Annotated in this window: 23 protein-coding genes; 15 read left to right on the forward strand and 8 right to left on the reverse strand. The window is 32.8% G+C overall.

What is annotated here, in order from left to right; all coding sequences use genetic code 11:
- The first annotated feature begins 14 nt into the window (after positions 1-14).
- Positions 15-2,132, forward strand: a complete 2,118-nt coding sequence (locus AAGU22_RS15870) for an acetate--CoA ligase family protein (RefSeq protein ID WP_458720064.1) — start codon at positions 15-17, stop codon at positions 2,130-2,132.
- Positions 2,133-2,145: 13 nt separating this feature from the next.
- On the opposite strand, the gene AAGU22_RS15875 is transcribed toward AAGU22_RS15870, so the two are convergent.
- Positions 2,146-3,069, reverse strand: a complete 924-nt coding sequence (locus AAGU22_RS15875) for a hypothetical protein (RefSeq protein WP_458720065.1) — start codon at positions 3,067-3,069, stop codon at positions 2,146-2,148.
- 91 nt (positions 3,070-3,160) lie between these two features.
- Positions 3,161-3,619, reverse strand: a complete 459-nt coding sequence (locus tag AAGU22_RS15880; RefSeq protein WP_458720066.1) for a hypothetical protein — start codon at positions 3,617-3,619, stop codon at positions 3,161-3,163.
- Between the two features lie 187 nt (positions 3,620-3,806).
- Between AAGU22_RS15880 and AAGU22_RS15885 the strand changes: the two genes are divergently transcribed.
- The 4 genes from AAGU22_RS15885 (at position 3,807) to AAGU22_RS15900 (ending at position 7,588) form a co-directional block, all read left to right on the forward strand.
- A complete protein-coding gene (locus AAGU22_RS15885; RefSeq protein WP_458720067.1) occupies positions 3,807-4,283 on the forward strand; it encodes a HEAT repeat domain-containing protein in 477 nt (158 codons plus the stop codon).
- 149 nt (positions 4,284-4,432) lie between these two features.
- On the forward strand, positions 4,433-4,918 hold the full coding sequence (locus tag AAGU22_RS15890) for a pentapeptide repeat-containing protein (protein ID WP_458720068.1): 486 nt from the start codon (positions 4,433-4,435) through the stop codon (positions 4,916-4,918).
- A 251-nt stretch (positions 4,919-5,169) separates the two neighbouring features.
- Positions 5,170-7,203: an ATP-binding protein gene (locus AAGU22_RS15895; RefSeq protein ID WP_458720069.1), complete on the forward strand. Its 2,034-nt coding sequence runs from the start codon at positions 5,170-5,172 to the stop codon at positions 7,201-7,203.
- Position 7,204: 1 nt separating this feature from the next.
- The gene (locus AAGU22_RS15900; protein WP_458720070.1) at positions 7,205-7,588 is read left to right on the forward strand and encodes a response regulator transcription factor; all 384 of its coding nucleotides are present in this window, start codon (positions 7,205-7,207) and stop codon (positions 7,586-7,588) included.
- A gap of 158 nt (positions 7,589-7,746) precedes the next feature.
- Here AAGU22_RS15900 and AAGU22_RS15905 read toward each other — a convergent pair whose 3' ends face one another.
- Together AAGU22_RS15905 and AAGU22_RS15910 are read right to left on the reverse strand one after the other, a co-directional pair.
- Positions 7,747-8,043 (reverse strand): hypothetical protein, encoded by a 297-nt coding sequence (locus AAGU22_RS15905; RefSeq protein ID WP_458720071.1) that lies wholly within the window; start codon positions 8,041-8,043, stop codon positions 7,747-7,749.
- A 19-nt stretch (positions 8,044-8,062) separates the two neighbouring features.
- On the reverse strand, positions 8,063-8,368 hold the full coding sequence (locus AAGU22_RS15910; RefSeq protein WP_458720072.1) for a hypothetical protein: 306 nt from the start codon (positions 8,366-8,368) through the stop codon (positions 8,063-8,065).
- A gap of 237 nt (positions 8,369-8,605) precedes the next feature.
- Here AAGU22_RS15910 and AAGU22_RS15915 point away from each other — a divergent pair, with 237 nt between their 5' ends.
- Both AAGU22_RS15915 and AAGU22_RS15920 read left to right on the forward strand, forming a co-directional pair.
- Positions 8,606-9,814 (forward strand): response regulator, encoded by a 1,209-nt coding sequence (locus AAGU22_RS15915; protein ID WP_458720073.1) that lies wholly within the window; start codon positions 8,606-8,608, stop codon positions 9,812-9,814.
- A gap of 146 nt (positions 9,815-9,960) precedes the next feature.
- Complete coding sequence (locus tag AAGU22_RS15920; RefSeq protein ID WP_458720074.1) at positions 9,961-11,628, forward strand: sensor histidine kinase; 1,668 nt, start codon at positions 9,961-9,963, stop codon at positions 11,626-11,628.
- A gap of 528 nt (positions 11,629-12,156) precedes the next feature.
- On the opposite strand, the gene AAGU22_RS15925 is transcribed toward AAGU22_RS15920, so the two are convergent.
- Positions 12,157-13,326 (reverse strand): response regulator, encoded by a 1,170-nt coding sequence (locus tag AAGU22_RS15925; RefSeq protein WP_458720075.1) that lies wholly within the window; start codon positions 13,324-13,326, stop codon positions 12,157-12,159.
- A gap of 1,121 nt (positions 13,327-14,447) precedes the next feature.
- Here AAGU22_RS15925 and AAGU22_RS15930 point away from each other — a divergent pair.
- The 3 genes from AAGU22_RS15930 to AAGU22_RS15940 all read left to right on the forward strand — a co-directional run bounded on the left by AAGU22_RS15930 (position 14,448) and on the right by AAGU22_RS15940 (position 16,901).
- On the forward strand, positions 14,448-14,732 hold the full coding sequence (locus AAGU22_RS15930; RefSeq protein WP_458720076.1) for a hypothetical protein: 285 nt from the start codon (positions 14,448-14,450) through the stop codon (positions 14,730-14,732).
- A gap of 93 nt (positions 14,733-14,825) precedes the next feature.
- Entirely contained in the window at positions 14,826-15,494 is a 669-nt protein-coding gene (locus AAGU22_RS15935) for a hypothetical protein (protein ID WP_458720077.1), read from the forward strand.
- A gap of 603 nt (positions 15,495-16,097) precedes the next feature.
- Positions 16,098-16,901, forward strand: a complete 804-nt coding sequence (locus tag AAGU22_RS15940; protein WP_458720078.1) for a hypothetical protein — start codon at positions 16,098-16,100, stop codon at positions 16,899-16,901.
- A 200-nt stretch (positions 16,902-17,101) separates the two neighbouring features.
- Here the strand turns inward: AAGU22_RS15940 and AAGU22_RS15945 are convergent, their stop codons facing one another.
- Positions 17,102-18,409 carry a hypothetical protein gene (locus tag AAGU22_RS15945; protein WP_458720079.1) on the reverse strand — a complete coding sequence of 436 codons (1,308 nt, stop codon included), beginning with the start codon at positions 18,407-18,409 and terminating at the stop codon, positions 17,102-17,104.
- Positions 18,410-18,630: 221 nt separating this feature from the next.
- Here AAGU22_RS15945 and AAGU22_RS15950 point away from each other — a divergent pair, with 221 nt between their 5' ends.
- The 3 genes from AAGU22_RS15950 to AAGU22_RS15960 all read left to right on the forward strand — a co-directional run bounded on the left by AAGU22_RS15950 (position 18,631) and on the right by AAGU22_RS15960 (position 21,398).
- Entirely contained in the window at positions 18,631-19,341 is a 711-nt protein-coding gene (locus tag AAGU22_RS15950; RefSeq protein WP_458721807.1) for a phosphoadenylyl-sulfate reductase, read from the forward strand.
- 125 nt (positions 19,342-19,466) lie between these two features.
- The gene (gene sat / locus AAGU22_RS15955) at positions 19,467-20,597 is read left to right on the forward strand and encodes a sulfate adenylyltransferase (RefSeq protein WP_458720080.1); all 1,131 of its coding nucleotides are present in this window, start codon (positions 19,467-19,469) and stop codon (positions 20,595-20,597) included.
- A gap of 129 nt (positions 20,598-20,726) precedes the next feature.
- On the forward strand, positions 20,727-21,398 hold the full coding sequence (locus AAGU22_RS15960; protein ID WP_458720081.1) for a hypothetical protein: 672 nt from the start codon (positions 20,727-20,729) through the stop codon (positions 21,396-21,398).
- 38 nt (positions 21,399-21,436) lie between these two features.
- Here AAGU22_RS15960 and AAGU22_RS15965 read toward each other — a convergent pair whose 3' ends face one another.
- Complete coding sequence (locus AAGU22_RS15965; RefSeq protein WP_458720082.1) at positions 21,437-22,078, reverse strand: endonuclease III domain-containing protein; 642 nt, start codon at positions 22,076-22,078, stop codon at positions 21,437-21,439.
- A gap of 59 nt (positions 22,079-22,137) precedes the next feature.
- Positions 22,138-22,869 carry a 50S ribosomal protein L2 gene (locus AAGU22_RS15970; protein WP_458720083.1) on the reverse strand — a complete coding sequence of 244 codons (732 nt, stop codon included), beginning with the start codon at positions 22,867-22,869 and terminating at the stop codon, positions 22,138-22,140.
- Between the two features lie 197 nt (positions 22,870-23,066).
- Between AAGU22_RS15970 and AAGU22_RS15975 the strand changes: the two genes are divergently transcribed.
- Both AAGU22_RS15975 and AAGU22_RS15980 read left to right on the forward strand, forming a co-directional pair.
- Positions 23,067-25,241 carry a CDC48 family AAA ATPase gene (locus AAGU22_RS15975; RefSeq protein WP_458720084.1) on the forward strand — a complete coding sequence of 725 codons (2,175 nt, stop codon included), beginning with the start codon at positions 23,067-23,069 and terminating at the stop codon, positions 25,239-25,241.
- A gap of 180 nt (positions 25,242-25,421) precedes the next feature.
- On the forward strand, positions 25,422-26,789 hold the full coding sequence (locus tag AAGU22_RS15980) for a diaminopimelate decarboxylase family protein (RefSeq protein ID WP_458720085.1): 1,368 nt from the start codon (positions 25,422-25,424) through the stop codon (positions 26,787-26,789).
- Positions 26,790-26,792: the final 3 nt, after the last annotated feature.

Here is a 26,792-nt window from a genome sequence, read left to right on the forward strand (position 1 = left end):
ATATACTTTTTTTATTGAGTAATGAAAATTTAAAGAACATTTTCCTTTCACCATCTTCTATTGCTGTAATAGGAGCATCAGAAAAACCTGGAGTAGGTAAAGCTATTTTTTCCAATATATTGAGCGGCTATAGGGGAAAAATATATCCGATTACCCCAACTAGTTCATCGGTATCTGGCATAAAAGCCTACAAAAGCGTACTTGATGTAGATGACAACATTGACCTTGCGGTAGTCGCCACCCCAAATAGAATCGTTCCTGCAGTTATGGAAGAAATAGGGAAAAAAAATATAAAATCTTGCATAATTGTTTCTGCAGGCTTTAAAGAAGTTGATGAAACTGGTGCAAAATTGGAACAACAAGTACAAGATGTTGGTAAAAAATATGGAATTAGAATAATAGGGCCCAATTGCCTTGGAATAATGAGTCTTACCGATCAAAATCTTATGAACTTAACATTTTTGAAAATTACTCCTAAACATGGTGAAATAGCTCTTGTTTCTCAAAGTGGAGCTATTTGCGCAGCTACGGTAGAGGATGCAATAGCTCAGGGAATAGGATTTTCCAAAGTAATTAGCATGGGAAACAAGGTGGATATGAATGAAACTGATATACTTGAATTATTAGAAGATGATCCTTATACCAAAGTAATTGTGATGTATTTAGAGGATATTCATGATGGCCGACGGTTCATGAATACTTCTAAAAGAATTACTTTGGAAAAAAGAAAACCAATTATTGTTTTAAAAGCTGGTAGGACTCCGGAAGGCGCCAGAGCTGCAATGTCTCATACAGGTGCATTGATGGGTTCAGACGAAGTATACGATGCTGTATTTAAGCAAGCTGGTGTGATTCGGGTAGATACAATGCAGGAATTATTTGAATTAGCGACTGCTTTTTCAAAACAACCTTTACCAATGAATAATATGGGGGTAGTAATTGTTTCTAATGCGGGTGGACCTGCAATCATTTCCACCGATTCTTGTTCCAAATATAACATACAAATGGCAGATATTTCTAATTCGAGGGAAAGAATATCTAAAGTTATCCCGCCGCATGGATCCTCACGAAATCCCGTTGATATAGTAGGCGATGCAGATTTCAATAGGTTTGAAAAAGTATTGATCGAAGTATTGTCTAATTCTAATGTTGGGTCTGTAGTAACAATGTGTACCCCATCTGCGACTTTAGATTATAATGAATTAGCCAAAACAATAATTCGAACATCAAAGAATAGTGGAAAGACAATGCTAGCTGCATTAATGGGTTTGGCTGAGGGTGTTGAAAACAAATCTATATTGTCAGAAGGGGGAGTACCTCATTTTATGTATTCAGAACCTGCCATTAGAACATTAGATTCGATGTATAGGTTTGGTAATTGGTTAAACAGCAAAAAAGAATCTATATCATCTTTCTCAGTTAATAAGGAGAAGGTTAAGGATGTTATATCTAACGTTTACGAACAGGGCAGAACAAATCTTTTGGAAGATGAGGGCTATGCGGTACTTCAAGCATATGGATTTCCAGTTCCAAAAAGTATGCTAGTAAATAATGAAGATGATGCTGTTAAATCTGCAATAGAAATTGGTTATCCTGTTGTCATGAAAATATCTTCAAAAGACATTATTCACAAATCAGAATCGGGTGGTGTAAAAGTTGGTTTAAAAAATACCGATGATGTTCGAAATGCGTATAATTCTATCATGTCTAGTGTAAAAAATTATAATCCAAACGCAAGAATTGAAGGCGTGTTGATTCAGGAAATGGTGACCAATTCCAAAGAATTAATCCTTGGTGCAAAACAAGACAAATTATTTGGGCCACTGTTGATGTTTGGATTAGGGGGAATCTACGTTGAGATTTTGAAGGATGTAAATTTCAGACTGGCTCCTATTTCTGAATCAGAAGCCAGGGAAATGGTGGATTCAATCAAAACAATTTCTTTATTGAAAGGTGTTAGAGGTGAAAAATCATCAGATATTCCATCCGTAGTTGATTGCTTGCTAAGATTATCTCAGCTAATCATAGATTTTCCAGAAATCGAAGAATTTGATATTAATCCGTTACTGGTCCTAGAAGAAGGACGTGGTTCACGGGTAGTGGATGTGAGGATTGGATTAAAAAATAAATAAATAAATAATTATTTCATTCCAATTTTTTGCCACATTCTTCACAAAAAATGGATTCCGCTTCATTATTGTATTTGCAATTTCTACACGTTTTACCATCTAATTTTGCTGTTATTGACGATGTGGATGAGGAACCATTGATGTCTGTATTACTATTACCACTACTAATGTTATGAATACTTCCAGAACCTCTTGATTTATTCTCGTTAGGTGAATTTTGATCTGCCAAAATAATTATGTCTCCTATTTTAGAAATCTTGTTCCATTCTATTTCTTTAATTTCATTGTTTGAATTTTTTATCTTGAAACTAAATTCAACATTTCCATCTAATAATTTTCTTAAACCAATTTCTTGTACTTTGCCAATTAAGTGTGCATTATTATCATAAGTTGACATTCCAATTATTTTTTCAATATGCACATACGTGGATTTCACATCTGAAATGGCTTCATTATTGTTGTTTTCAGTTTGATTGATAGAATTACTCGTATTGCTCTCGCCCTCGTTTCTATTTTCTGTTTCTAATACTTCATCAAGTCTGTCCTTCTCTTGCTCTACTTCTCTTCCCCCTCCTTCTTGTACTTCTTTTTTTGATTCAAGATTAGTATTATCTTTTGATTCATCAAATTTTCTATATTGTGCTATAATGTAATCACAGTTTTTGCATTTGTATTCTCCTTTTTCTTTTAATATTATGTTCTCACCCAAATCTTCGTTGGGGTTTTCAAATTCAAGATTAGGCGCTCCTTGATATTCTTTTTCACATTTGTTGCAATAATATTTTTTAAATCTGTCTTTATCTAACTTGCCTATGCCTGCCAAAAAAAGTTCAGGACCACCCAAGTTTGCTTTCTTTTGTTCGTCGTCACTAACCTTTGCAATTGCATATCCTCCAGAACCTCTCAATTTTTTTTCTACAAATGTTTTTTCTTTACTCATGGTTACAAGGCCAATTAAACGGTGAAATTCAAATAATATATAGGTATCTTGATTCGAATGCTACAATCGTCTTTGTGAACAAGAAAAAATGTTAATCAGGGCCAACTATAGGTAATCCCTTGCTAGCGGGCAAAGTTATTATTTTTTCTTGTTGGTCCTTATCTATTCTTTCAAATTCAAGTGTCATCTCAATAGGTGCATTATATCTTGAACTCAGTTCTTCTGCGAGTTGAGCTATAGATTGTTTATCTGCAAATTCTTTAGATCCTTGCAAGAATCCCCTTGTTTGTCTATATGCTACTTTACCCCCAAACTTTGAATTGAGAAAATTTGCAATATCTTTAACCTTTTCAATCGGTATCTCGTTGTAGTAGAAACATATTCCATTAACGGGTTCCTTATCAAATGGTGTCCCGTATCTATACCAAAATACACCAAAATGCTCATGGTCTCCTTGTAAACATTTAATCTCCCAATGATTTACGTTGTCAATAGGATAAGTTCCATCTCTTAAATCATTTAGGCTGAGCCTCCAGTATCTTACACGCATATTTATTTAGGGATAGGATTATGCATTTTATATTTGTAGATTTATTCTGATGTTCTAGAATCCCTTTTGGTTTGCAAAGGCATATGGATGTCAATGTAATAAGCTAGGAAAAAAAGATGTATGGTAAATTATCATGCGGGAGAATTTTACAAACCGTTATAAATCCTTGTAATTTGTCTAAATCTATTTGGATAATAGATTGGACTTGTTAATGGAAATGGAACAACGCTTTGATAACAGAGACGAGGCATATTTTAAGAATCTAGTTGACCACAAGGATTATGTAATAAGAACTAGAGCCGTATGCATACTAGCAGATATTTCTGGAGAAAAAGCCATTGAACCTATTGGACGAGTTCTATTAAGTGATTCAGACCAACTTGTAAGACATGAAGCGGCCTTTTCTCTAGGCCAATTAGGGCACACAAGTGGAATAGAAGTACTATCAAAAGCTGTGATAGAGGACCCAAGTTTTTTTGTTAGACATGAAGCCGCAGTAGCATTAGGGGTTATAGGATCCGAGCAATCACGAAAAACACTTGAGCGAGCACTAAATGATGAGAGTGAGGAGGTAAGAGAATCTGCTATGATAGCAATAGCAAATCTCGATTATATCGCACATGTAAAAAGAAAAAACAAGTTTACTAGTTTGACCGGTGGATAATTTTGATATTTACCGATTCAAATTCAAGAAAAAAAGAAGACTATCTATATTCCACAGGGAAATATGATGTTATTTCATATCTGTAGATGAGCTAGTAACTATAAAAATCGACAAATTAATATTGATTCTCGAAAAAATAGTACTATAAAATGTCTGATCTCAAACAAGAGGAGGGCCTTACACTACTCCTTGAGGAAAAAGTAAACGAATTTAATGAGTGGCGTTTAGAAAATCTCACTCTAAAATTAGACTTTACAGGAACTGATTTTTCAAATAAAGATATCTCTAACGCTTATCTTAATGGTGTTAATTTTACTGGATGTAATTTTACAAATTCAATAGTGGTGGGCACTAATTTCGTACAGTCTAATTTGTCCGAAACTACTTTTGAAGGTTCTGATATGTCTGACGCTTTGGTTATGTACGCTACAGCTAAGGGTTCTAATATTGTCAAAAGCCAATTAAGCAATACTAATTTTATGTGGTCTGATTTACAGAATTCAGATTTTAGGGAAAGTAATATGTACAAAACTATTTTTGTTGAAGCAAATCTTTCAAATGCCAATACCGAAGGACTAGATAAGAATAATGCTTATTTAAAATATGCAAAATTAAAGGGAACTTCTTGGGAATAGTATTCTTTTTCAATTACCTGTAGACCTTAAAGCAACATCATTATATAAGAAAATCACTTCGATTAATTTCAAACTAAATTACTTCAAATTTTTCTCTATCTAAAAACCAAGTTTAGATTAACTTAGATATAACAAAAAGTATTGTCATTTTATGTTTTGTATCTTTTTTTGGTTTTGTTAACCTAATAAAATCAGTGTAGCATTAGTAGTATCACTTTTATTTGATAATTGATATTTGTTATTGATAGATATTGAACAGTCAATCCAAAATAAATACTTTAAGGGATAAAATGGTTTTAACTGTAGCAGCAATCGCATATCTATTAATGATTACAATGTATGTAAATACATGGAACGCAAATGCAATTAAATTAAAGAAGGAAAATAATTATGATATTGGTCAAAGTGCAAAATGTATTATTGTAGCGGTAGGATGGGGTACAATTTTCGTATATATTTCCTTATCTACTTTGCTATCTTCATTTTATATTGTTGTCAATATAAAACAATCTAAACCATTTAATACCATTTTATATAAAAAATTAATATGTATGCATAACTTTTTAGATAAGATGGAGGGAATAGGTACTGCAGAAGGATTAGAAGAGTCCACCAAAACAATCCTCAATGTCTTAAATAATTCTACAAACAATCTGTTAATTTGTGCAGACCAGTACTGGCCTTCCGTCGCGATTGGCATAGAAGTTTTTAATAAAGGGATGTTTGACTTGAAGAAAAGAAATGTAAAATGCAGGTTTATTACCGAGGTAACTAAAGAAAATATTGGTTTTTGTAAAGAATTATTGAAGATAGCTGCAGTACATCATTTACCTGGATTAAAAGGAAATTTTGCGGTAAATGAAAATGAGTATATCGCATCAGCGACAATGAAAAATTTACAATTATTGTCTCAAGTGGTATACAGTAATTCAACGGCAGTGGTAGAACAACATAATTTCTTTTTTGAGAACCTGTGGGATAAATCTATTTCTGCAATAGAGAAAATTGACGAAATTGAGAAGGGCATCGTTCCCGAAATTGTAGATGTCATTAAAAATCCATTCGAAATAAAGAGCATCTATTTTGATATTTTAAAATCCAGTGTTACTGAAATAATGCTTATTCTTACAACTTCCACTGTTTTTCTGAGAGAGGAAAATGATGGATTAATGCAATCTTTGATAGACGCTTCAAATAGAAATGTAAAAATAAGAATAATTACTCCATCATTTAGTAATGTAGAAAATGAGATTGATAATCTAAGTCAAACGGACAAAATTGAAGTTAGACGTATCGAATCGCCTTTTGATGCGCCGATAAATATACTGGTCGTAGATGGAAAGTACTCGCTGATAGTGGAATTAAAGAATGACACAAAGCAGAAATTTACCGACGCAGTTGGCTCGGCAATATATTCTACAAGTCAACCAAATGTTATATCATTTGTTACCATTTTTGATACATTGTGGAAACAAACCGAGCTATATGAAAAACTAAAAGACGCAGATAATCTTAAAGAGGAATACATAAAAAAACTGCGACTGGCTGACAAAGCAAAAGACGAGTTTGTTAATATAGCTGCTCATGAGCTAAGAACTCCAACACAAAGCATTTTGACTTTTGCAAATTTATTAAAATATGATGTTAATAAAAATGAATCCATAGAAGCGATTTATAGGAACGCTAAAAGACTCAACGTTCTGATAAAAAATATCTTAGATGTTACTAAAATCGAAAGCAACAAACTTGTATTACATCAAGAGAATTTTATCTTAAACGATTTATTAACTACTATCATAAAGGATTACACAAGACAGTTAAAAAAACCTACATTTAAAAGACATATAAAATTGCATTATACTCTACAGAATGAAATCTTAGGGCCTGATGCTCTTATTCATGCTGATAAGGAGAGAATTATTCAGGTTATTTCAAATTTGCTCGATAACGCCATAAAATTCATTGAAAAAGATGGATTGATCAGGATAACTCTTAAGATATCAAAAGGAGATGGTCCACATGCGTATGGATACGCAGAAATAATCATTAAAGACACTGGAAGTGGGATCTCGGAAGAAATCTTTCCTCATCTTTTTAGTAAATTTTCCACTAGATCGTTTCAAGGTACTGGATTGGGATTGTACATTTCAAAGAATATTATTGAGTCTCATGGTGGAAGTATGTGGGCTGAAAATAATAAAGATGGGAAAGGTGCAACTTTCTCTTTTAAAATCCCACTAATTAAAACCGACCTGATTCAAAATAGTTCTGGAGTGAGTATATGAGATGGAAACCAAAAAAAATAAAATAAAAATACTTATAGTAGATGACGAGGATGACATTACCTTATCTTTTAAACGTATCCTAAAAATTCATGGATTTGAAGTGGATGCGTTTAATGATTCTATGTTAGCTTTGTCAAATTTCAAGGTAAACTACTACGATATTGCCCTTCTTGATATTAAGATGCCCTATATAGATGGTTTTGATTTGTACAAGAAAATAAAGGAAATGGACAATAACATTAGAGTGTGTTTTTTGACTGCTAGCGAGGCATATTATCAACAATTTAGAGAAAAAGACTATCATGAATTAAGTAGAGATTTATTTATCCAAAAACCGATTGAAATCGAAGAATTATTAAAAAGAATTGCAAATATGATGAAATAATTATGGGTACAGGATTGTGTATCATCAACCCAAAGGGTACTTCTTCATAATCTCACAACGTCCACAAATCCTTAAGATATAATGTCATCGTAATCATTTTTGCGATCTAACATCTGATAGCTAGTAGCATTAGCATTACAGTTTTACGCTCTGTTAACTTAAGGATGAATCTTCTCCTCGTTATGGTAATTGACAAACAGATTCAACCAGTTCCGTACATGATTTAGTTTGCAATTCTTCAACCTACAAGGAAAGTAGTCATCAAAACTTTCAGTTCGATCTTTGATATACTGCATTGTCCTTTCAGTTAGACTTTTCTCAAACGAAGAATGGATGCGGTGTTTTAGTTTTAGGAACCCACATGCTTGTGGATACCATGTGCCACCATCTGTGGAAACTGGATGTTTTCCATGATTCTTTATTACATCTGAGATGAACCTCTCAGCAACAAACATGTTTCTTTCCTTGGATTTATTAGCTAAGAAAGAGTGCGAGAATTTGCCTATTTTCTGGCTCTATTGCTACCCATAACCAGATGAATTCAAATCCAACTTTAAGCAATGTCTCGTCGATGATAAATTCTGAAATCCTTTTTCTCTTTGATAATATCTTTTTAGGATGATACTTTTGAATCCACTTCCAGATTGCAACATGACTTCTCTTGACCTTGCGGAAACAAAACATGGCTTTAGCAACGTTTCTTGTCGACAAACCTAGAAAGTACAAATACAATGCACGACCAATATATGATGAAGATGTTTTATTTCTTGTACTGGACATACTGGAAATAGACCATCTTTAAGCTATAGATTTATCGTTGAGTTAACAGAGCCCAGTTTTACAATAGCAATATTTTTAAACCTTGTTTTAATAAGCTAAGTAGTTGGTCTATTGAACCACAGTGACCAAAATTTCAAGTATTTCACTAAAACGAACCTTATAAAATGATATTGGTATATATTTGCAATATTAAACAACAGCCATAAATAGTACCTGATCCATATCATCCATATAAACATGATAGATAACCTAAACAATCTATCTAATTACAATAAGTATGATAACTCTGAAAATACTTTCAATAGTTCCGGTGGTGGTATTCCAAGATCAAATTCAGATTCGAATAGTTTGATTAAAGAAAGTAATCAAGAGCAAATTAATTTTATGAATTTCACACAACAATATTGTATAGGATTTATCGATATAATTAATTCCACTCAAGAAACTGCAAAAATAAAAGACCCTAAAAAGTTAAGAAAATATTATTCACTTTTTTTGAATTCCATGAGTACCATACTTTATCAACATAGTGGAAAAATTATTAAAAATAGTGGGGATAATTTGTTTTTTTACTTTCCAAAAACATCAAATCTTGATGATCATCGGGCATTTCAAGATGTTTTTGACTGCAGCACTTCAATGATTAAGTCAAATGGCCCTTTGAATCAAGAGTTAGCACAGGAAGATCTGCCGCCTATCAATTATAGAATTAGTATGAATTACGGATTAGTAGAAGTTGCCCTGGGGTCTACCAACAAGGAAGTGGACTTATTTGGCTCGGTAGTAAATGAATGTGCCAAAATAAATAGCTTGTCTAAATCAAATGGATTGGTAATAGGAAAGAACTTGTATTCCTTATTAATTAATTCGACTTTTAGTAAAGGATTTGAAATATCTGAGATCAAACTATCATTAGATGGGAACAGCAGAAATTTCAATTCGTATTACACAATAATAGATAATAGAAAAATATTATCCCCAAACAAACTACAAGAAGGACTAAATTATCCATCCACTTCAAATGAAATCAAGCGACTGGGTCAAATAAAAAACAAACAGTACAATATCTTACTAATAGATGATGACGTGGATATTCTATACACATTTAAATCACTGTTAAAAAGGGAGGGATATAAAGTACATTCCTATTCAAATCCTATTGAAGCTCTAAAAAACTTGACAAAAAAAAATTCACATAATTATGACTTGGTAGTTATGGATATAAGAATGCGCGAGGTGAGCGGAATAAGGCTATTCTACAGATTTAAAGCGATAGATCCATATTTGAATATTATTTTTGTAACTGCTCTGGATCTGGTTGGCGAGTTCGTTGAAGCATTACCTGAAATCAAAATGACTGAAATTGTGAGAAAACCTTTAAGCGGCGAACAATTTATCTCAATCATAAAAAGGAAGTTATCTGAAGCTAAAATAGATTGCAATTGACAGTATTGAATTCGTTAATTTTTATTGTAGTAGATATTGAAAACAAATTCGGATGGGATATTGTAGCAAACAAACCGATGAGTTTCCACACCTGCCCAATATTACTTCATATTTTTATGATTATTACTAAAAGAGGATGATTTTTTTTGAAAAATCTTACTCATATTTTTTCAGATGATTCGATTTTATCGAGTATAATTAAACTAATTGTTGTGCCTTCTCTACTGCTGTCTCTGTTCTTGGCCGTCTCATTAGATCCTACTTTATGGATTTCTTCAGAAACACATCATTTTTACATCGAATTGATTGCAGTAATACTAGGCTCGGCTCTATCCTTTTATTACATTTTGCGTTATAGGGTTCTAAGAGATGGATTTAGTCTTTTTGTTGGTGTAGGCTTTTTTATTAGTGTTTCTATCGATTTATTCCATGTTATAGTATCTTTTGCATTAATAGAGAATATAAATTTTATAAAATATTTCATTCCTCAAACCTGGTTTGCAGGACGATTCTTCCTTGGTGCGATGCTCTTAATTGCTACCTTAAAATACTCTTCACTATCTGAAAAAGAAGAAATAGGACAACTAACTGACATCAGATCCCAATCGTATACACAAGAGGAACATGAAAAAAAGACTAATATTGCACAAAAAGATGGTATAATTTTTTATATATCAATTTTGGGGATTATCGCAATAGTTACAGCTTTAAGCTCACTCTTTTTGGTTTATCCTGCATCTGTTTTAGATGATTATTCCGTGCATCGGCCGTACGAAATTCCACCTCTAATATTATTTTGTTTGGTATTGTTCTTTTTTTACAAAAAAAAACTCTATCTAAAAAAAGATGTCGTGTATAAAGGACTTGCCTTGTATCTTGTAATAGATATATTTACACAGATCGTGATGGCCTTTTCTGCAATGTCTTTTGATACTGCACACAATATGGCACATGTTCTTAAAGACGTAGGATATTTTGTAAATATTATTGCACTTATTTTATCAAGCATGCAATACAGTATGTATCTAAAAAAGGCCAATTCATTAATCAAAGAAAATCTTAAAAAATTACAGGAAAACGAAAAACTCAAGGATGATTTTATTAATATAGCTGCCCATGAATTGCGTACACCAATTCAGCCCATTCTGGGACTTTCTGATCTGATCAATCATAACCTTCAGAATAACACTAGCGAGATCGATACATCCGAATTGAAAGAAGATATTAAAGTGATATATAGAAACGCAAAGAAATTGCAAAAGCTAACCGACGATATTTTGGACGTCTCCAGAATAGATAGTCATATATTAAGACTTAATATTTCGAGGTTTGATTTTGTAGAGCTTGTTGAAAATACCATCCAGGACTTTACCACAAATTCAGAAAAAAAGGAAGAACATGTATCCATTGATTTTGATTTCCATGATGGAACTAGATTAAATGATGAGTTTGATCAATCAATTTTAGTAGAAGGCGATAAAGCTAGAATATCACAGGTGATACTAAATTTATTAAATAACGCAAAAAAGTTCACTAAGGATGGGAAAATAAATATAACAGTATTAAGGAAAAAGAACGCAGAACAGGTAATTGTAAGTATTGTTGACAAGGGTAAAGGAATTAATTCTGAGGTAATGAATCACCTATTTGAAAAGTTTATTACAAAGTCAGATAGTGGAACTGGTTTAGGACTATACATTTCAAAAAACATAGTAGAAGCTCATGGAGGTAAAATCTGGGCATCAAACAACCAGAACGGAATTGGTTGTACTTTTAGCTTTAGTATTCCTGTTGAACTAAGATCTATTTCATAATCAGACCCCGAACCAAACGCAGGAACAAATCGAATCTGAACCATATCAAAGATCAAATTTTATTTATTGAAACTATTATTTATGAAATAGGTACTTTATCTTTATCTTTATAGAGAGTATCATCGGTATCGGCGTTGGTTTAACAGGTATAAACTTATGAATCTCTTAATTTCTTATAGAACCTAATCTCCATTGAGCTAGTAGTAAGGGTGAACATCATTCACTATTGATAGTCTTTTAATTTTAAATTATTTGCCATATCACCATTATGAATTGTAAAATCATTATTTCCAATTTCATAATTTGCGTCTAGATCTTTTGGTTTAACTGAATATTCTAAGGGTCTTTACCGCAGTAATCAATAGGGTATTAATTACTCTTCTAGAGCCTGAAGGTCGTTTATAACAAAATATAATAATAATATAGATCGTTACTAATATTGCTTACCATCTTACTTCGGAACAAGTTCTAAATAAAAGACCTGTATTATGACTTTTGTTCAAGTCAATTTGTCTTCTAACTAATTTCTTATTGTCTTATTGTTGTATTTATTTTGTCTAATAATTGTTGGGAATCTACAGGTTTTCTCAAGATATCTGAATCACTAATTTCAGGAAATAAGCTTAACAATTCACCAACAGCATCTAATGCCGACATAAAAAGTATCTTTACATTGGGATTCATTATCCTAAATTTAGAGTATAATTTAATACCATTTATTCCCGGCATCCGTATATCCATTATAACTAAATCGTACAGATATGGATTCGTTGTGGAAAAGTCATCAAGTGCTTTGTATGGATTTGAAAAAGATGTTATTGTAAAGCCTTGGCTTTTAATTATCGCTGAATATGTAAAAAGAATGTCTTTGTCATCATCTATCAACAAAATGTTAAAAGACGAGTTATTTTTATTTTGATGAATACGCTTACGTTCATCATGTAATGCTAATATTTTACTTTCTATTTCTTTTTGTTTATTAATATCTTCAAATCGACGAACGGAATAAGTTGTATATACATTTCTATTATTCTCTGAATAGTCGTTAACACTGTTTTTACGATCTAATTCCTCAAATACATAGTCATCGAAATATGGCATTTCTTTCATCACTTGATAAAGATCTCTATGAATTATCATTTGATTCGATGAAGCTAAATGATTTATTTTAGAACATACATTTACAGGTGTTCCAAAAATATCGCCGTTATGAGAATTTGCTACGATAGCTAGTTCTACTTTACCATAACTTGCACTAATCCTATAATTTATAGGTGGTAATCCATTTAAATTCAACAGCAGATCTACTTGATCCTTTGCATCAATCATAGATAATCCACATTCAATTACATCTTGAAAATCCAAATAGTTGCTCTCATTCATTGTACTTGGAAAATAATACAACAAGTTATCGCCAGCGTTTTTAATTACTTTACCCCCATGACGGCTTATAATTGAGGTCATGGTATTGAGAAATACAGAATAGTATTGTTTGATCTTTTTAGATTCTAATATATCATATGTATTGTTTGTAGAATCAATTATATCAATTATGCATACACAATAATTATTGGAAAAATTAACAAAGGTTATTTGATTATCCTGTAGACTGCCCTCTTTTAGGGAAAGATGTATATTATTTTCATCTTTTGTTGTATTATTTTTATTTCCCAAATCATCCACCATCTTCTTATTCATTTTCTACTCGTTTAACTGGATCATTAAATTAATGCAACTTTTTGTAAGGTGTGATTTTTATTGAATCCTGCATGAAAATATCCGGCTTTCACGTTCAATTAATTCACGTAATGATGAGGTATTAATATGTAAATATGTGATCTTGTTAAACAATACCAAAATATCACAATAATTATATTTAAAGGTTGTCAGTAAATGTTTTTAGTTAACTTCCAGTCACATTTGGCAACCACTTGATCTATTTTATGGATGATATCATATCAAACAGATCAATGTTATAATGAAGAGCACTGCTGGTACTCGACATTTTCTAATCTTTAATTGTGTTCTGCTTAATGTGAAGAGTAGGATCCTCTTTCTTCTCTCTAAACCGTTGGGTAAATGGATAAATAGATGAGTATTTATTAACAAACTTAAAGAAATCCAAATCACCGAAGAGCCTCAACTACCTGTTTTAACAATGGCGAGCTGATTTTCGGTAAAACATCAGGTCATTGACATTTGTTTCATTAGGATAAGTGGCAAAAAATGGAATTTCATTAGTTGTAAAGTTCACAAATATATCCGTTCTATATCCATTTCTATATGTAAAAAAACAAAATGTATGTTCTTTAACTAAATGGCATATTAATGCTGTTGGGTGTATTTAATACACCTTTAACACCTACTTGGGAAAATTAGACCATATTTATCAATTAAAACACATTCATTCTCATGCAAATCCATTCTTTTTTTAATTCAAGGATTGAATGCTTGTTTGGGTGATAAAAAACATAATTAGGTAGTCATTTTAAATAAGATAGCAAAAAGACAACAAAAAAGACATCTAGATGCAATATGGTTAACTCGACATTTCCATCTTTGTTGAAACTTTGATTAAATTTCAATAACTTTTTCAATATTGATGAGATATTTTCTACTACTTGAGTGGAATTATGAATTAATTACAACTTTAACCATTATATTTTTATAACTGAAGGGGGAATAAAGTTGTATTAATCTAACAATGTCAAACATCCGTGCTAACAATACTATACCATCAAGGTTATCCTTTTTACACTGCCAAACAAGAAATCAGTATGTTGTTTGGCCTCTACACATATATCATAATGTGAGCATCTATGAATTATAATAATTCTGATATCGATTCTACAATTAGCTATATTCCCTACAAAAATGCTATTGACAACAATATAGATTTATTTCCAAATACAACAATAAATGAATACACAGATATGAAATATGTTTATGAACACTTTTTTGAAGTATATGATCCGTTTCTATTAGATCATAGCTGTGGAGAAAGCCTGTTAGTAAAGTGTGCTAACTGTAGCGATATTTTCTGTAATGGTTGTGGAAAGCGGATTAATCATAGCTATAGGGACAGATTAGTAAAAGTTAATTAAAATTATTACAAATTTTATTACAAAACAGGAAAAAGTTTACAAATTGTGTCGTATCATAATCTTAATATATAGAATAATTGAAACTGTATAGAAATGCAATCAATTGTATATTATTTGATTATAATTACAATAATCTTGACTGCCATACAGGGTAACCATGGACTTGTAGTTGCTCAACAACTAGATGTTGATGTGGGAAACATTAGTGATTCTTCAGACGATAACTTATCACAAACACAAACTGAACCTTTATTTAACGAAAATCAATCTCAATCATTTTTCAATATTGATAATCAATCCGTGATGTTACCTGAACCAATAAAAGATAACATAGAACAGAATATAGCAGAGTCCACGGGAAACGATGAATCAGTAGGACCCCAAGGACCAGCAGGTGAAGTAGGACCCCAAGGACCAGCAGGTGAAGTAGGACCCCAAGGACCAGCAGGTGAAGTAGGACCCCAAGGACCAGCAGGTAACAACTCTATTATCTTAAAGGAAAACATGTATGTTAAAAATGGCGTTCAACAATCTACATCCGAAGAAGATTCTTTTGTAACTGCCACTGCAACCTGTAACGACAATGATATTCCGTTAAGTGGTGGATACAATATCGTAGGAGATGAAGAAGGAGGCGGTAACGGAGAAATAAATGAAATTGGAAGCATACCCAACATTCAAAATAACAGCTGGACGATAAACGTGGAAGGAGAAGATATTCAAATAACTCCTTATGTAGTATGTCTAAATACTAACAACTAATTTTTTATTTCTTTATTATAATCCCGAAAGTAAAAAAAAGCATTGTATGTTATTTTACTTGTAACTATAATCCCTAAGATAACTATATTGAAATTTGTTTTAATCTATACGATTCTGTCTATAACTTTATTGGAGCCTTCACTATGGATTTAATTTGTGATTGTTAGAAATTTATATATAGTTGCTTGGTGATGTACTGTTTCTACCATAGAAGGAAGAGAAGAAAGAAACCCCTCATCCAAATCATGAATATCCTGATGATAAAAGCAATAGATGCTTCATTCAGGTGACCAATATTTCAAAAGATATCAGTAAAGATATTCTTATAGTTAATTGAAAAGTGTTAGGGATAACGAGACACCTGTTAGATTTTTGAATGAAGCCCCAAGTCTTATAATGATACAAGGAATATTAATTGATTTCTCGCAAAATAAACCATAATTTTTTTTATGACTCAAATCAAATAATACTCTGTATGATTTTACATTCAATTGCTTTTACCAAACCATAATTGTGGTCAGTATTTCCCAATAATTCGCAATATTTACAAATCTTGCTAAAAGTACACACAAGGTATAAATATTTCAAAAATAGAACTAGATAATGAATAATCAACTCTTTGCAGCTGTTTCTATGCTATTAATATTAGTATTGTCACCTTTAAGTCTGACATTTGCATCTACATCCTCCAATTCAGAAGGAGGCGGTAATGATGACTTTCTTAACATAAGAGAAGCCACAATTGATGCTAATTCAGATGAAATGAGTGCATTCCTTGAAACCCATGGTCATATTCCCACGAATGGTGATGGTGGTGCATTTGGATACGGTGTGTTAACTACAGAAGGGTTAGATGCAGTAGTAGTTAGCACAACACATGCAGGTGTCCAAGATAGTGAAGAACAAACAGATGCAAATGATCCCGTATGGCATAACCACTTTGTAACATTAGGAGAAAATTCTGATAACTGTGGAAATGACCTTCAGGTCGAATCTATAACATTCGAATCCCCAGGACAAGTAGACATTGAAAATAACAATGCTGACTTGACAGAAATTCCAACATCTTTCTCAGGTACAGATGCATTAAGTAAAAATGATTTGACCATTAGACCTGGAACCGATGTTGAGGATGTAGTATCCTTTAGACTCTCACCACAATTTAATGATAATGATGAACTAAAAGCTGTGTGTGTAACTGATATTAAATCAGCTGATAACATTGCATTTGACAATAACAATAGTGATGATGGTAACGGTAATGGTAACGGTAATGGTAACGGTAATGGTAACGGTAATGGTAACGGTAATGGTAACGGTAATGGTAACGGTAATGGTAACGGTAATGGTAACGATGAAAGTGCAACAACTCAAGGAATAGATCAATCGCAATCAACAACCCAATAATTAATAATCATTATTTATTTATTGTTTTGTCTTAATGATAAATTAGTTAAATAATGAATAGTAATATACCATTTTCCAAACAACTTTTTCAAATACGATACTTCTAATTATAAACAATTATTGACAATAATAGAAAAATTTTCATTTCATGAACCTCTTTTTCTTTTCATTTATAACCTATCCTAAGCCTTTCTGTTTTTTTACTGATGAATCTTATTATTAAAACTAACTCCAGCTTTCCCTGGTTTGTCTCCAATTCTACCTACAATTGCTGGATTAAACTTGTGCTTGGATAACTCATCCATAATGGTTGCTGCAAAGTCTTTTGATACTATTATCATATTTGTATCAGGAGTAGAGGCGCTAACATTTGATAATAGGTGCTCCTTTAATACAAAATTCTTAATATCATTATCTACATATGGAACATTATCAATTATTATTTGATTGTTAATTAATTTCGAGAGTTCCACAAATGAAGTAATACCGTTTTTTGAGATTGGATGTGTTACTAATATATTTGATTGTAAATCGAATTGATTTTCAAAATCAGGCAGATACTTTGATACTATTTTTCCGATCGATACCTTTGGCTCTGTGAGACTTTTAAGAGCCAGATCCTTTAATCGATTTACTTTCTCTCTATCTATGCCATGTTTATTCATTTTTTGAAATACTGTGTCATCTAGATTGGTGATTATGTACAAGCCAAGACATGCCAAAAGTCCCAAACTGTCAGTTGCTATTATTTGCATATCTTGTTCTATTAAATCATACCTGTTTGGTAATTCTTTGTGAGTATTCCCTACTGCTGTAGTACCAAAAAAAAGACCACCCAACTTCAACGAACTATAGTCTTCAAATGTATAATTATATTTTGCTGTAAAACTATCAATATTTCTTCTAATATGGTCTAATAATTCATCATTTGGTGCATCATATATTGGATAAAGTTTAATATCTTTAGAACACCCCAGTAGATTTAAAAGACTAATAGATTCAGTAAAAGATATTTCCATATGAATTGGGGATTCTATAGGTTGAGTAATATCTGTTGCCTGGGTATTAGAATTGGTAACAATTGTATATCCAGTTTTGTTTCCTCTTTGAGTTTTAATATGATCAAACAAAATAAACTGGAAATCCTTTTTGCTATTTGTAGGTATGATGGACACCTTATCTACCTCTATTTTAGTATCAAAAGAGCTAGATATTTTCTTAATCTCACTAACTAATAGGTTGTCGTCATTAACTATGTTTTTATCATACTTTAATATTGAAACGGCTTTTTTAGTTTTCAGATCCTCGTGTCTGAACTCTTCATCTATTTTGTAAATTCTTCTAATTATTTCTACATCTTTTTTTTCTGGATATTGGAAATAGCTATAGTGGTTTGGTATTATTCTTAAATTATTTCTGTTTTTAAATTCATCTGCAATACCATCAAACTTTTCATAGTTTAACTCGCTATAACAATCCGGTAACCATCTCAGTGGATCAAAGCCCAAATTATTATATTCTGCAAATAACTCCCACTTTTCTAAACTCAGACCTTACTTTCACCACGAGTTCTGTTTACTATGGTAACCTCCCTAATAAACTAGATGTCTTTGTAATATCTTCTTATTTTGAGATCAGATCAGATCACATCATGAGCTAAGATAATGTTATATGAGTTATAGCTCCAATTAATAATATGTCCAACACCGATGATAGGAAAATTGAATTTATGAAACTTTATTCTGCAAATCCATCAAAGTATGAAACAGAAACTGCAAAAGATATCTTATCTTTGTCAATCAAGACCTTTTCTCCAAAAATAGCCTTTGCTTCAAGTTTTGGAGCAGAAGACGTGGTAATAATTGATTTGATGTATAATATTCATGGTGACAATACTCGAGTTTTTACTCTAGATACAGGTAGACTTAATCCAGAAACTTATGATGTAATGGACAAAATAAGAAAAAAGTACTCTATATCTATTGAAACTATGTTTCCAGACTTTATGGAAATAGAGAAAATGGTGACAGAAAATGGAGTAAATCTAATGTACAACAGCGTTCAAGAACGGAAATTGTGTTGTGAAATCCGTAAAGTCCATCCTTTAAAAAGAATATTAAAGGATCTGGATGCCTGGATAACCGGGTTAAGACGTGAGCAGACTTTTACTAGGTCTAATGCAAAAAAAGTTGAAATTGATGAATCAAATAACAACATCGTCAAAATCAATCCTATCGTAGACTGGACCAATGACATGGTTTGGGATTATATAAAAAAAAATAACATACCTTATAATAAACTACACGATAAGGGATATCCGAGTATAGGCTGTGCTCCTTGCACCCGTGCAGTAGCAGCAGGTGAAGACCTAAGAGCTGGCAGATGGTGGTGGGAAACTGATTTTCATAAAGAATGTGGACTCCATTGGAATAAAAGTTAAAAAAGTCCAGTTTATGATATAATTAGCCCTTATGAGTTAAGATGAGGTAAGATAAGCAAAGCAAAGCAAAGCAAAGCATACTAGAAAAAGAAGAAAGAAATAACCTCATATCATTTCATAGAAGGATGCCTAGACCACATGGTGGTAGTTTAACAAATAATTTTATAGATCTGTCTAGAATTGACAAGGATTTATTTACAATAGATGTAGATACCGGAGTAAAAAAGGAAATAGAAAATATTTCATTTGGAGTATTTAGTCCATTAAAAGGATTTATGAATGAAGAAAATTTTACCAGCGTAGTAAAAAAAGGGAGACTATTTAACGATTTACCTTGGACCATTCCTATTATTTTAGATGCTAATGAAGAGTTAGCAAAAAAAGTAAAGGATTCATCACAAGTTGCTTTACGTAACAACGGTCAAATTTTTGGAGTAATGCAGGTAGAAGACTTGTATAAATTTGATAAAACTCAAAGCGCTAAATCCGTCTTTCAAACTGACGATCCATCACATCCTGGATTTAATAAATTTGTTACAATGCAGGATATACTTATTGCAGGAGAGGTTAAAATAGTCAATACTCCCAACAAAAAGTTTTTAGACCCACTTCGCTTAACTCCAGCAGAATCTCGAAAAGAGATTGAAGATCAAGGTTGGAAAAGTACGGTTGCATTTCAAACCCGAAATGTTCCACATGTGGCTCACGAAATGTTACAAAAAGCTGCGTTAAACATTTACGATGGCTTATTTATAAATCCTTTAATAGGTAAAAAAAAGGTAGGAGATTTTAAAGACGATGTAATATTGAATTCCTATACGGTCTTGATAGATAATTATTATCCCAAATCTAGGATCATTTTTTCCACCTTACATACCGAAATGAAATACGCCGGACCAAGAGAAGCCATCCATCATGCTATTATGCGTCAAAATTTTGGATGCTCTCATATAATAATAGGCAGGGATCATGCCGGTGTAGGTAATTATTATTCCCCATTTGCAGCTCACGATATTTTTAAAGATTATCCAGACCTTGAAATCGAGCCTATCTTCTTTCCAGCTTTTTATTTCTGTAAAAAATGTCAAAGCTATGTTAACGAACGCACCTGTCCCCATGATTTGAACTATAGAGAAGAATTAAGTGGAACCAAAATGCGAAAAATGTTTTCCTCAGGCGATTTACCACCTTCTCATCTAATGAGACCTGAAATTTCTAAAGTAATATTATCCTATCCAAGACCATTTGTAGATTGATTTACTATATTTTACAAATATATAATCGCATTATGAAGAATTAATATGATAATAAATTATAAATTTTCAACTTATAATTTATCATATTACCACATTTTTTTAATTCTTGGTTTAGGTTTAACTATTGTTATGGTGGTGAGTATTTTTCCCCCGAATTCCGTCTTCTCTCAATTAACTAATAATTCTCAAGAATTTCAAACAGCCAAATCCAATGTCTCAGAAAGTTTTGTTTTGCCTTTTAATGATACTAATAATGATAGACGTAATCCGGTTGAATATGTTTTTGATGAACCAAAGATAAATAATTGGATTATCTCGATATATAATAATCTTAGCTATTACAATAATAATGATTCTAAAACCATCATAAAAATTAAGGAGGCACCTCCTAGTGAGAAATTTATCGAATTGATGTTGTATGGTGATCAGTCAAAGAGATTCATAGTATCTGTGAATACAAATGACACTGGATATATGCGAATGTATGAAAACAATCAAAATGGGTGGTCTACGGATGGTCCGGTAACCGTATCTCACGCCAATGTCCAAGGATTGTCTGTCACTAACGGAAAAAGGATAGTAGTAGATAAACTTGGATTAAACGGATTCGACGTGGGATCTATAGAAGTTTATGGAAAAGATGAACCCTCAATGCCTAATTCTACACTTGGGGGCTCTATCCAATTCGAAGTTCTCAATGGCAGTCTAACTGAATCTGTTCTTTACTATATGCCATTAGTAATGATAGTAGGTGTAGGCGGAACCGTGATATTCTTGTTGTTTTGGAAGAAGCGGAATTAAAGTTATCGAACTAGATGCCCAAAATACTGGAAACTTTCTTAGACCTTTTTTGCTTTTTTGCTTTCTTTATAATATTTGCAAATGTGTCTTAAATTACAGTAATTACATTTTGGTTTTAGCGGCAGGCAAATATTTTGGCCGTACCTCACAAATGCAGAATTTAGTCTAATCCAATGTTTTTTGTCTACCAACGCAGACAATTCTTTTTCTGTTTCTTCTGGACTTTTTGTATTTACTATTCCTAATCTATTGCAAATTCTATGCACATGGGTATCTACAGGTATGGCCGATTTCTGGAATGCATATACGAGTACGCAATTTGCAGTTTTTCTTCCTACTCCTGGTAGTTTTAATAGGTCTTCTTCATCATCCGGTACTTGCCCATGAAATTCACTTTCTATAATGTTTGCGACTTGTTTTATCCTAGCTGCCTTGATATTGTAAAAACCGACGGATGATATCTCCTTTTTAATGTCGTCCAAATTCGCTCTAGAAATCTCTTCTACTCCTTCATATTTCTTAAATAGTTTTATAAGCGCCTGGGTGGTATTTTCGTCTCTTGTTCTAGATGAAAGAATAGTGCCAATCAAAATTTTAAACGGATCTCCTTTTTCATTTTTATGAAGATCCTCCAAAGCAGTTAATCTCAAAAAGTTGTTGGTGTTTAAAGCAAATTCCATTTCACCAAGTATTTTTGAGATATCATACATTACAATAAATTTTTTTTTGATTTCTTAATTTATTGTCTCCTCTTAATTCTTGCTCTTCCTGTCTTCCTGGGTGCAATATTACCTACTTTGGCACCAGGCGGGGTGTTTCTTGCTACAGATGATGGATGACCTATGTGTTGATGTCTTCCTCCACCATGTGGGTGGTATACTGCTGCTTGAGCAATTCCTCTTACTACTGGGTATAATCTTCCTCTGGATTGCATGTATTTTGCTTTATTACCGGCTTTAAGGAACGGCTTTTCCGATTTTCCACCTCCTGCAACAACTCCAATCATTGCACGACATTTGGGATTCATATTTAGGATCATTCCTGATGGGAATTTCACCTTTACGCTATCAACGGAATGTGAAAATACTATTGCTGATGTTCCGGCTGCCTTTATCAATTTTCCACCGTCGCCAATATTTTTTTCAATATTACAAACAAGTGTTCCATCTGGTATGGATCCTAAGTCTAGAATATTTTTAGACAAGGGTTTTGCTCCATTTCCTATCTCAATTTTGCTTCCGACTGTTGTACCTTCTGGGGCCGGAATATATGAATAATTATTGTCATCAAATTTAATTTTAGCAACTGGTGCATCTCTTCCTCTTTCATGTACCAAATCCATTACAATACCATGATGAACTTCATTAATCTCAAAATTAGGATATTTAGTGGGAGCTATTTTTCCAACTATAATTGCTCTAAATTGTTTTCCTCCTTTCCCTCTTCTTCTTACTAATGTCCTCTTTCCCAATTAAATCTAATATATCGATCTCAAAGGCCCGCTATTAAATTTATTCTTGATAGTTCTAGGAATTTTGATAGTATAACATAATTTCTATTATAATGGAATCAGACACATTAATTTGAAATTTTCCAAATTAAAGAATATCTGAGAAATCATCCAACTCTTGATAATAAAGTTATAAAGAGTTGTGTAGTTATATAATTATGAGCCAAAACACCATATCACTAAAGGTGCTAGAAGCTTATACCCGAGATGTAGGCCGTGGTGTTGCTAGAATTGATTATGAATCTATGGATGCTTTGAGCGCATCTACAGGTGATGTCGTGGAAATTAAAGGTAAACGTAGAACAGTTGCAAAATGTTTACCTCTTTATCCTTCGGACGAAGGTAAGGGTATACTCCGAGTTGATGGTCTGGTTAGAAATAATGCAGGTGTAGCTATAGGAGACACTATAATTGTCAGAAAGATTAAAGCTGTTCCTGCAGAAAAAGTTATAGTTGCACCATTAGAAGCTATTCCTCCAATTGATGAACGATATTTAGCTGATGCTCTTGAAAGTGTACCATTAATCAAAGGCGACAATGTGATGGTGCCATATTTTGGTGGTAGACTTACATTTCAAGTCATAGGTGTCACCCCAGGTCCTGGTGTTGATGCCGTTTTAGTTACTCAAAAAACTGTATTTCATATCGCTGAACGGGGAGAAACTCTCCGTGGAGTACCACAAGTTACATACGAAGATATTGGTGGCCTAAAAGAGGAAGCCCAAAAAGTTCGTGAAATGATTGAACTGCCATTACGACATCCAGAAATATTTGAAAAACTGGGTATAGAGGCACCAAAGGGAGTGTTGTTGTATGGACCTCCAGGTACCGGTAAGACCTTGTTGGCAAAAGCAGTGGCTAATGAAAGTAATGCACACTTCGTAAGTATCTCTGGTCCAGAAATAATGAGCAAATTCTATGGTGAATCTGAAGCAAGACTGCGTGAAATATTTAAAGAAACCAAGGAAAAGGCTCCTTCTATAATGTTTATCGACGAGATAGACTCTATAACTCCAAAGCGAGAAGAAGTAACAGGAGAAGTTGAACGTAGAGTTGTATCTCAGTTATTATCTTTGATGGATGGATTGGAAGCAAGAGGTAAAGTTATAGTTATTGCTGCCACAAATAGACCAAATGCCATCGATCCAGCTCTAAGAAGACCTGGTCGATTTGACCGAGAGATTGAAATCAAAGTTCCTGATAAGCGTGGTAGATTGGAAATCTTACAAATTCATACAAGAAATATGCCTTTAGAATCAGATGTAAATCAAGAAAAAATAGCATCTGTAAGTCATGGTTTTGTTGGTGCAGATTTGGAATATCTCTGTAAGGAGGCTGCAATGAAATGTCTTAGACGATTGTTACCTGAACTTAACTTGGAGGATGAGAAAATAAATCCTGAAGTATTGAATAAATTGATTGTTACCATGTCTGACTTTGAAAGCGCTCTTAAAGAAGTGATGCCCTCTGCCATGAGGGAAGTTTATCTGGAATCTCCTGATGTTGAATGGAATGATATAGGTGGATTAGATGATGTTAAACGAGAGCTACAGGAAGCAGTGGAATGGCCATTAAGGTACCCAGATCTTTATACAAAACTAGGTCACTCTAATCCCAAAGGAATTCTGATGCATGGTCCATCTGGTACCGGAAAAACGATGCTTGCCAAGGCAGTTGCCACAGAATCTGAGGCTAATTTCATTAGCGTGAAAGGACCGGAATTATTGTCAAAATGGGTTGGCGAATCCGAAAGAGGAGTCAGAGAAATTTTCCGACGTGCAAGACAAGCCGCACCATGTGTTGTTTTCTTTGATGAAATAGATTCTATCGCACCAGTAAGAGGACTGGGAGGTGATAGCATGGTAACTGAAAGGGTCGTTTCGCAACTATTAACCGAATTGGATGGAATTCAACAATTAACCAGTGTAGTTATTATTGCCGCAACTAACCGATCGGATATGATCGATCCTGCATTGTTAAGACCGGGTAGGTTTGATAAGATAGTGTATGTGCCTTTACCTGACAAGGCTACAAGAAAGAAAATATTGGAAATTCATTCATCAGAAAAACCTATTTCTGACATCGTTGATTTCGATAGAATCGCTGAAATTACAGATGGATTTAGTGGAGCTGATGTATCTGCTGTTGCAAATACGGCGGTTTCACTCGTGTTGCATGAGTATCTTCAAAAATATAGTAATCCTGAAGACGCTGCAAAACATGCATCGGAGGCACATGTTACAATGAAACATTTCGAAGATGCTGTAAAGAAGATAAAAACTCAAAGAGATAGTAAGTCGGGTGAGAAAGTTACAGTACCTTACTATAGGTAATTTTTCTATTTTCTCCCATATTTTGATTTCTTTATTAGTTGAAAAAAGTCATAATCTTATATTTTTTATTAATATTGCATAAAAATTATTATAAATTATTTAACATAATTATTAAAATGAAAATAATTTTTAGGGGCAATGTTTTTAAGTATAATTTCTTGAATAACTTTCACAAAAAGAATGGTTGAAAATGCACTACAGATTATTCAAAACAAAGTAACGTTATCTAAGATTAATCGTTTTTTTACAGACGAAGAAATTAGCCAGTTGGTTGAAAAATATGGTACTCCATTATATCTAGTAGACGAAGAGGCTCTGCATGATAAAGTTTTAGAACTTAACGGAGCTTATGAAAAATTTCATGGTCATGTAAAGATTGCCTATTCAATTAAAGCTAATTTTAATCCATCTATTCTTAAAACATTCATGAAAGACAATATTACTTTTGATCTTACTTCGTTGGGTGAATTGTTTTTTATAAGAGAATTAAACATTAATCCTGAAAATATTGTCTACACAAGTGTAACAGAAGAACTGGATGAATATAAGCAGGTCCTTTCTTATGGGATTACGAGAATTGTCGTTAGTTCTTACTTTGGATTAGTTAATTTGTCTCAAGCTGCTAACATTGTTGGCATTATTCCTAAAGTAATGGTGCGTATGAATCCTGAGGTAGGTGTTAAAGCCGAGGTCCGTGCATCTTACAAAAATGGCAAATTTGGAGTTCCTTTAAACGGTGGAAAAGTTGATTCAGCTTATTTCATTGTTAAATCCATTTTTGATAATCCTTTATTGGAGTTTGAGGGTTTTCATTTTCATCTGGGGTCTCAAATTACCGACTTTGTATGTTATGTTAGTGCTCTAGACCGACTAAATTCATTATTAAATAAACTAAAAAAAGAAATCCCCAATTTTTCATTAAAAACACTGGATATTGGTGGCGGGACTCCGGTATTTTATAACGAGCCCGTTCCTACCCCAAGTGAAATGTCGTCTGTTTATATAGAAAAACTGAATAATCTAGTGTCCTCTCATGGTAAATTTACACTAATGATAGAGAGTGGTAGATACCTAGTTGCAGAATCGTCTATAATGGTATCAAAAATTGTCAACACTAAAGAATACAATGATCATAAAATAGTTATTTTAGATACTGGATATCATCTTTTGTTAGATGCTGCTTTACTTAAACAAGAATATCCTCAGGAAGTGATATCAAATAACACCAACACCAACACCAATAATCGTATTTACTTTTCCAATTCTAACAAACAGTATACTGGGAAGAATATTCATCTTGTGGGAAGGTTGTGTGACACTTTAGATGTTTTTCCTACCTCGAAACTATCCGACCTGTCATATGCGAACGTTGGAAATTATATTTTGTTTTATAATGTAGGAGCTTATTCTCTAGTGTTTAATATGCCCTTTCATTGTCAAACTAAGCCCCCAGTTCTGATGAAAACTTGTGAGGGCGATATAAAATTAATAAGAAAAGGCACCTCTTATAAGGATCTTTATGAAGAAGAAGGCGGCTTAATTCCATAACAA

It is taken from the genome of Candidatus Nitrosocosmicus sp. R (assembly GCF_054408505.1).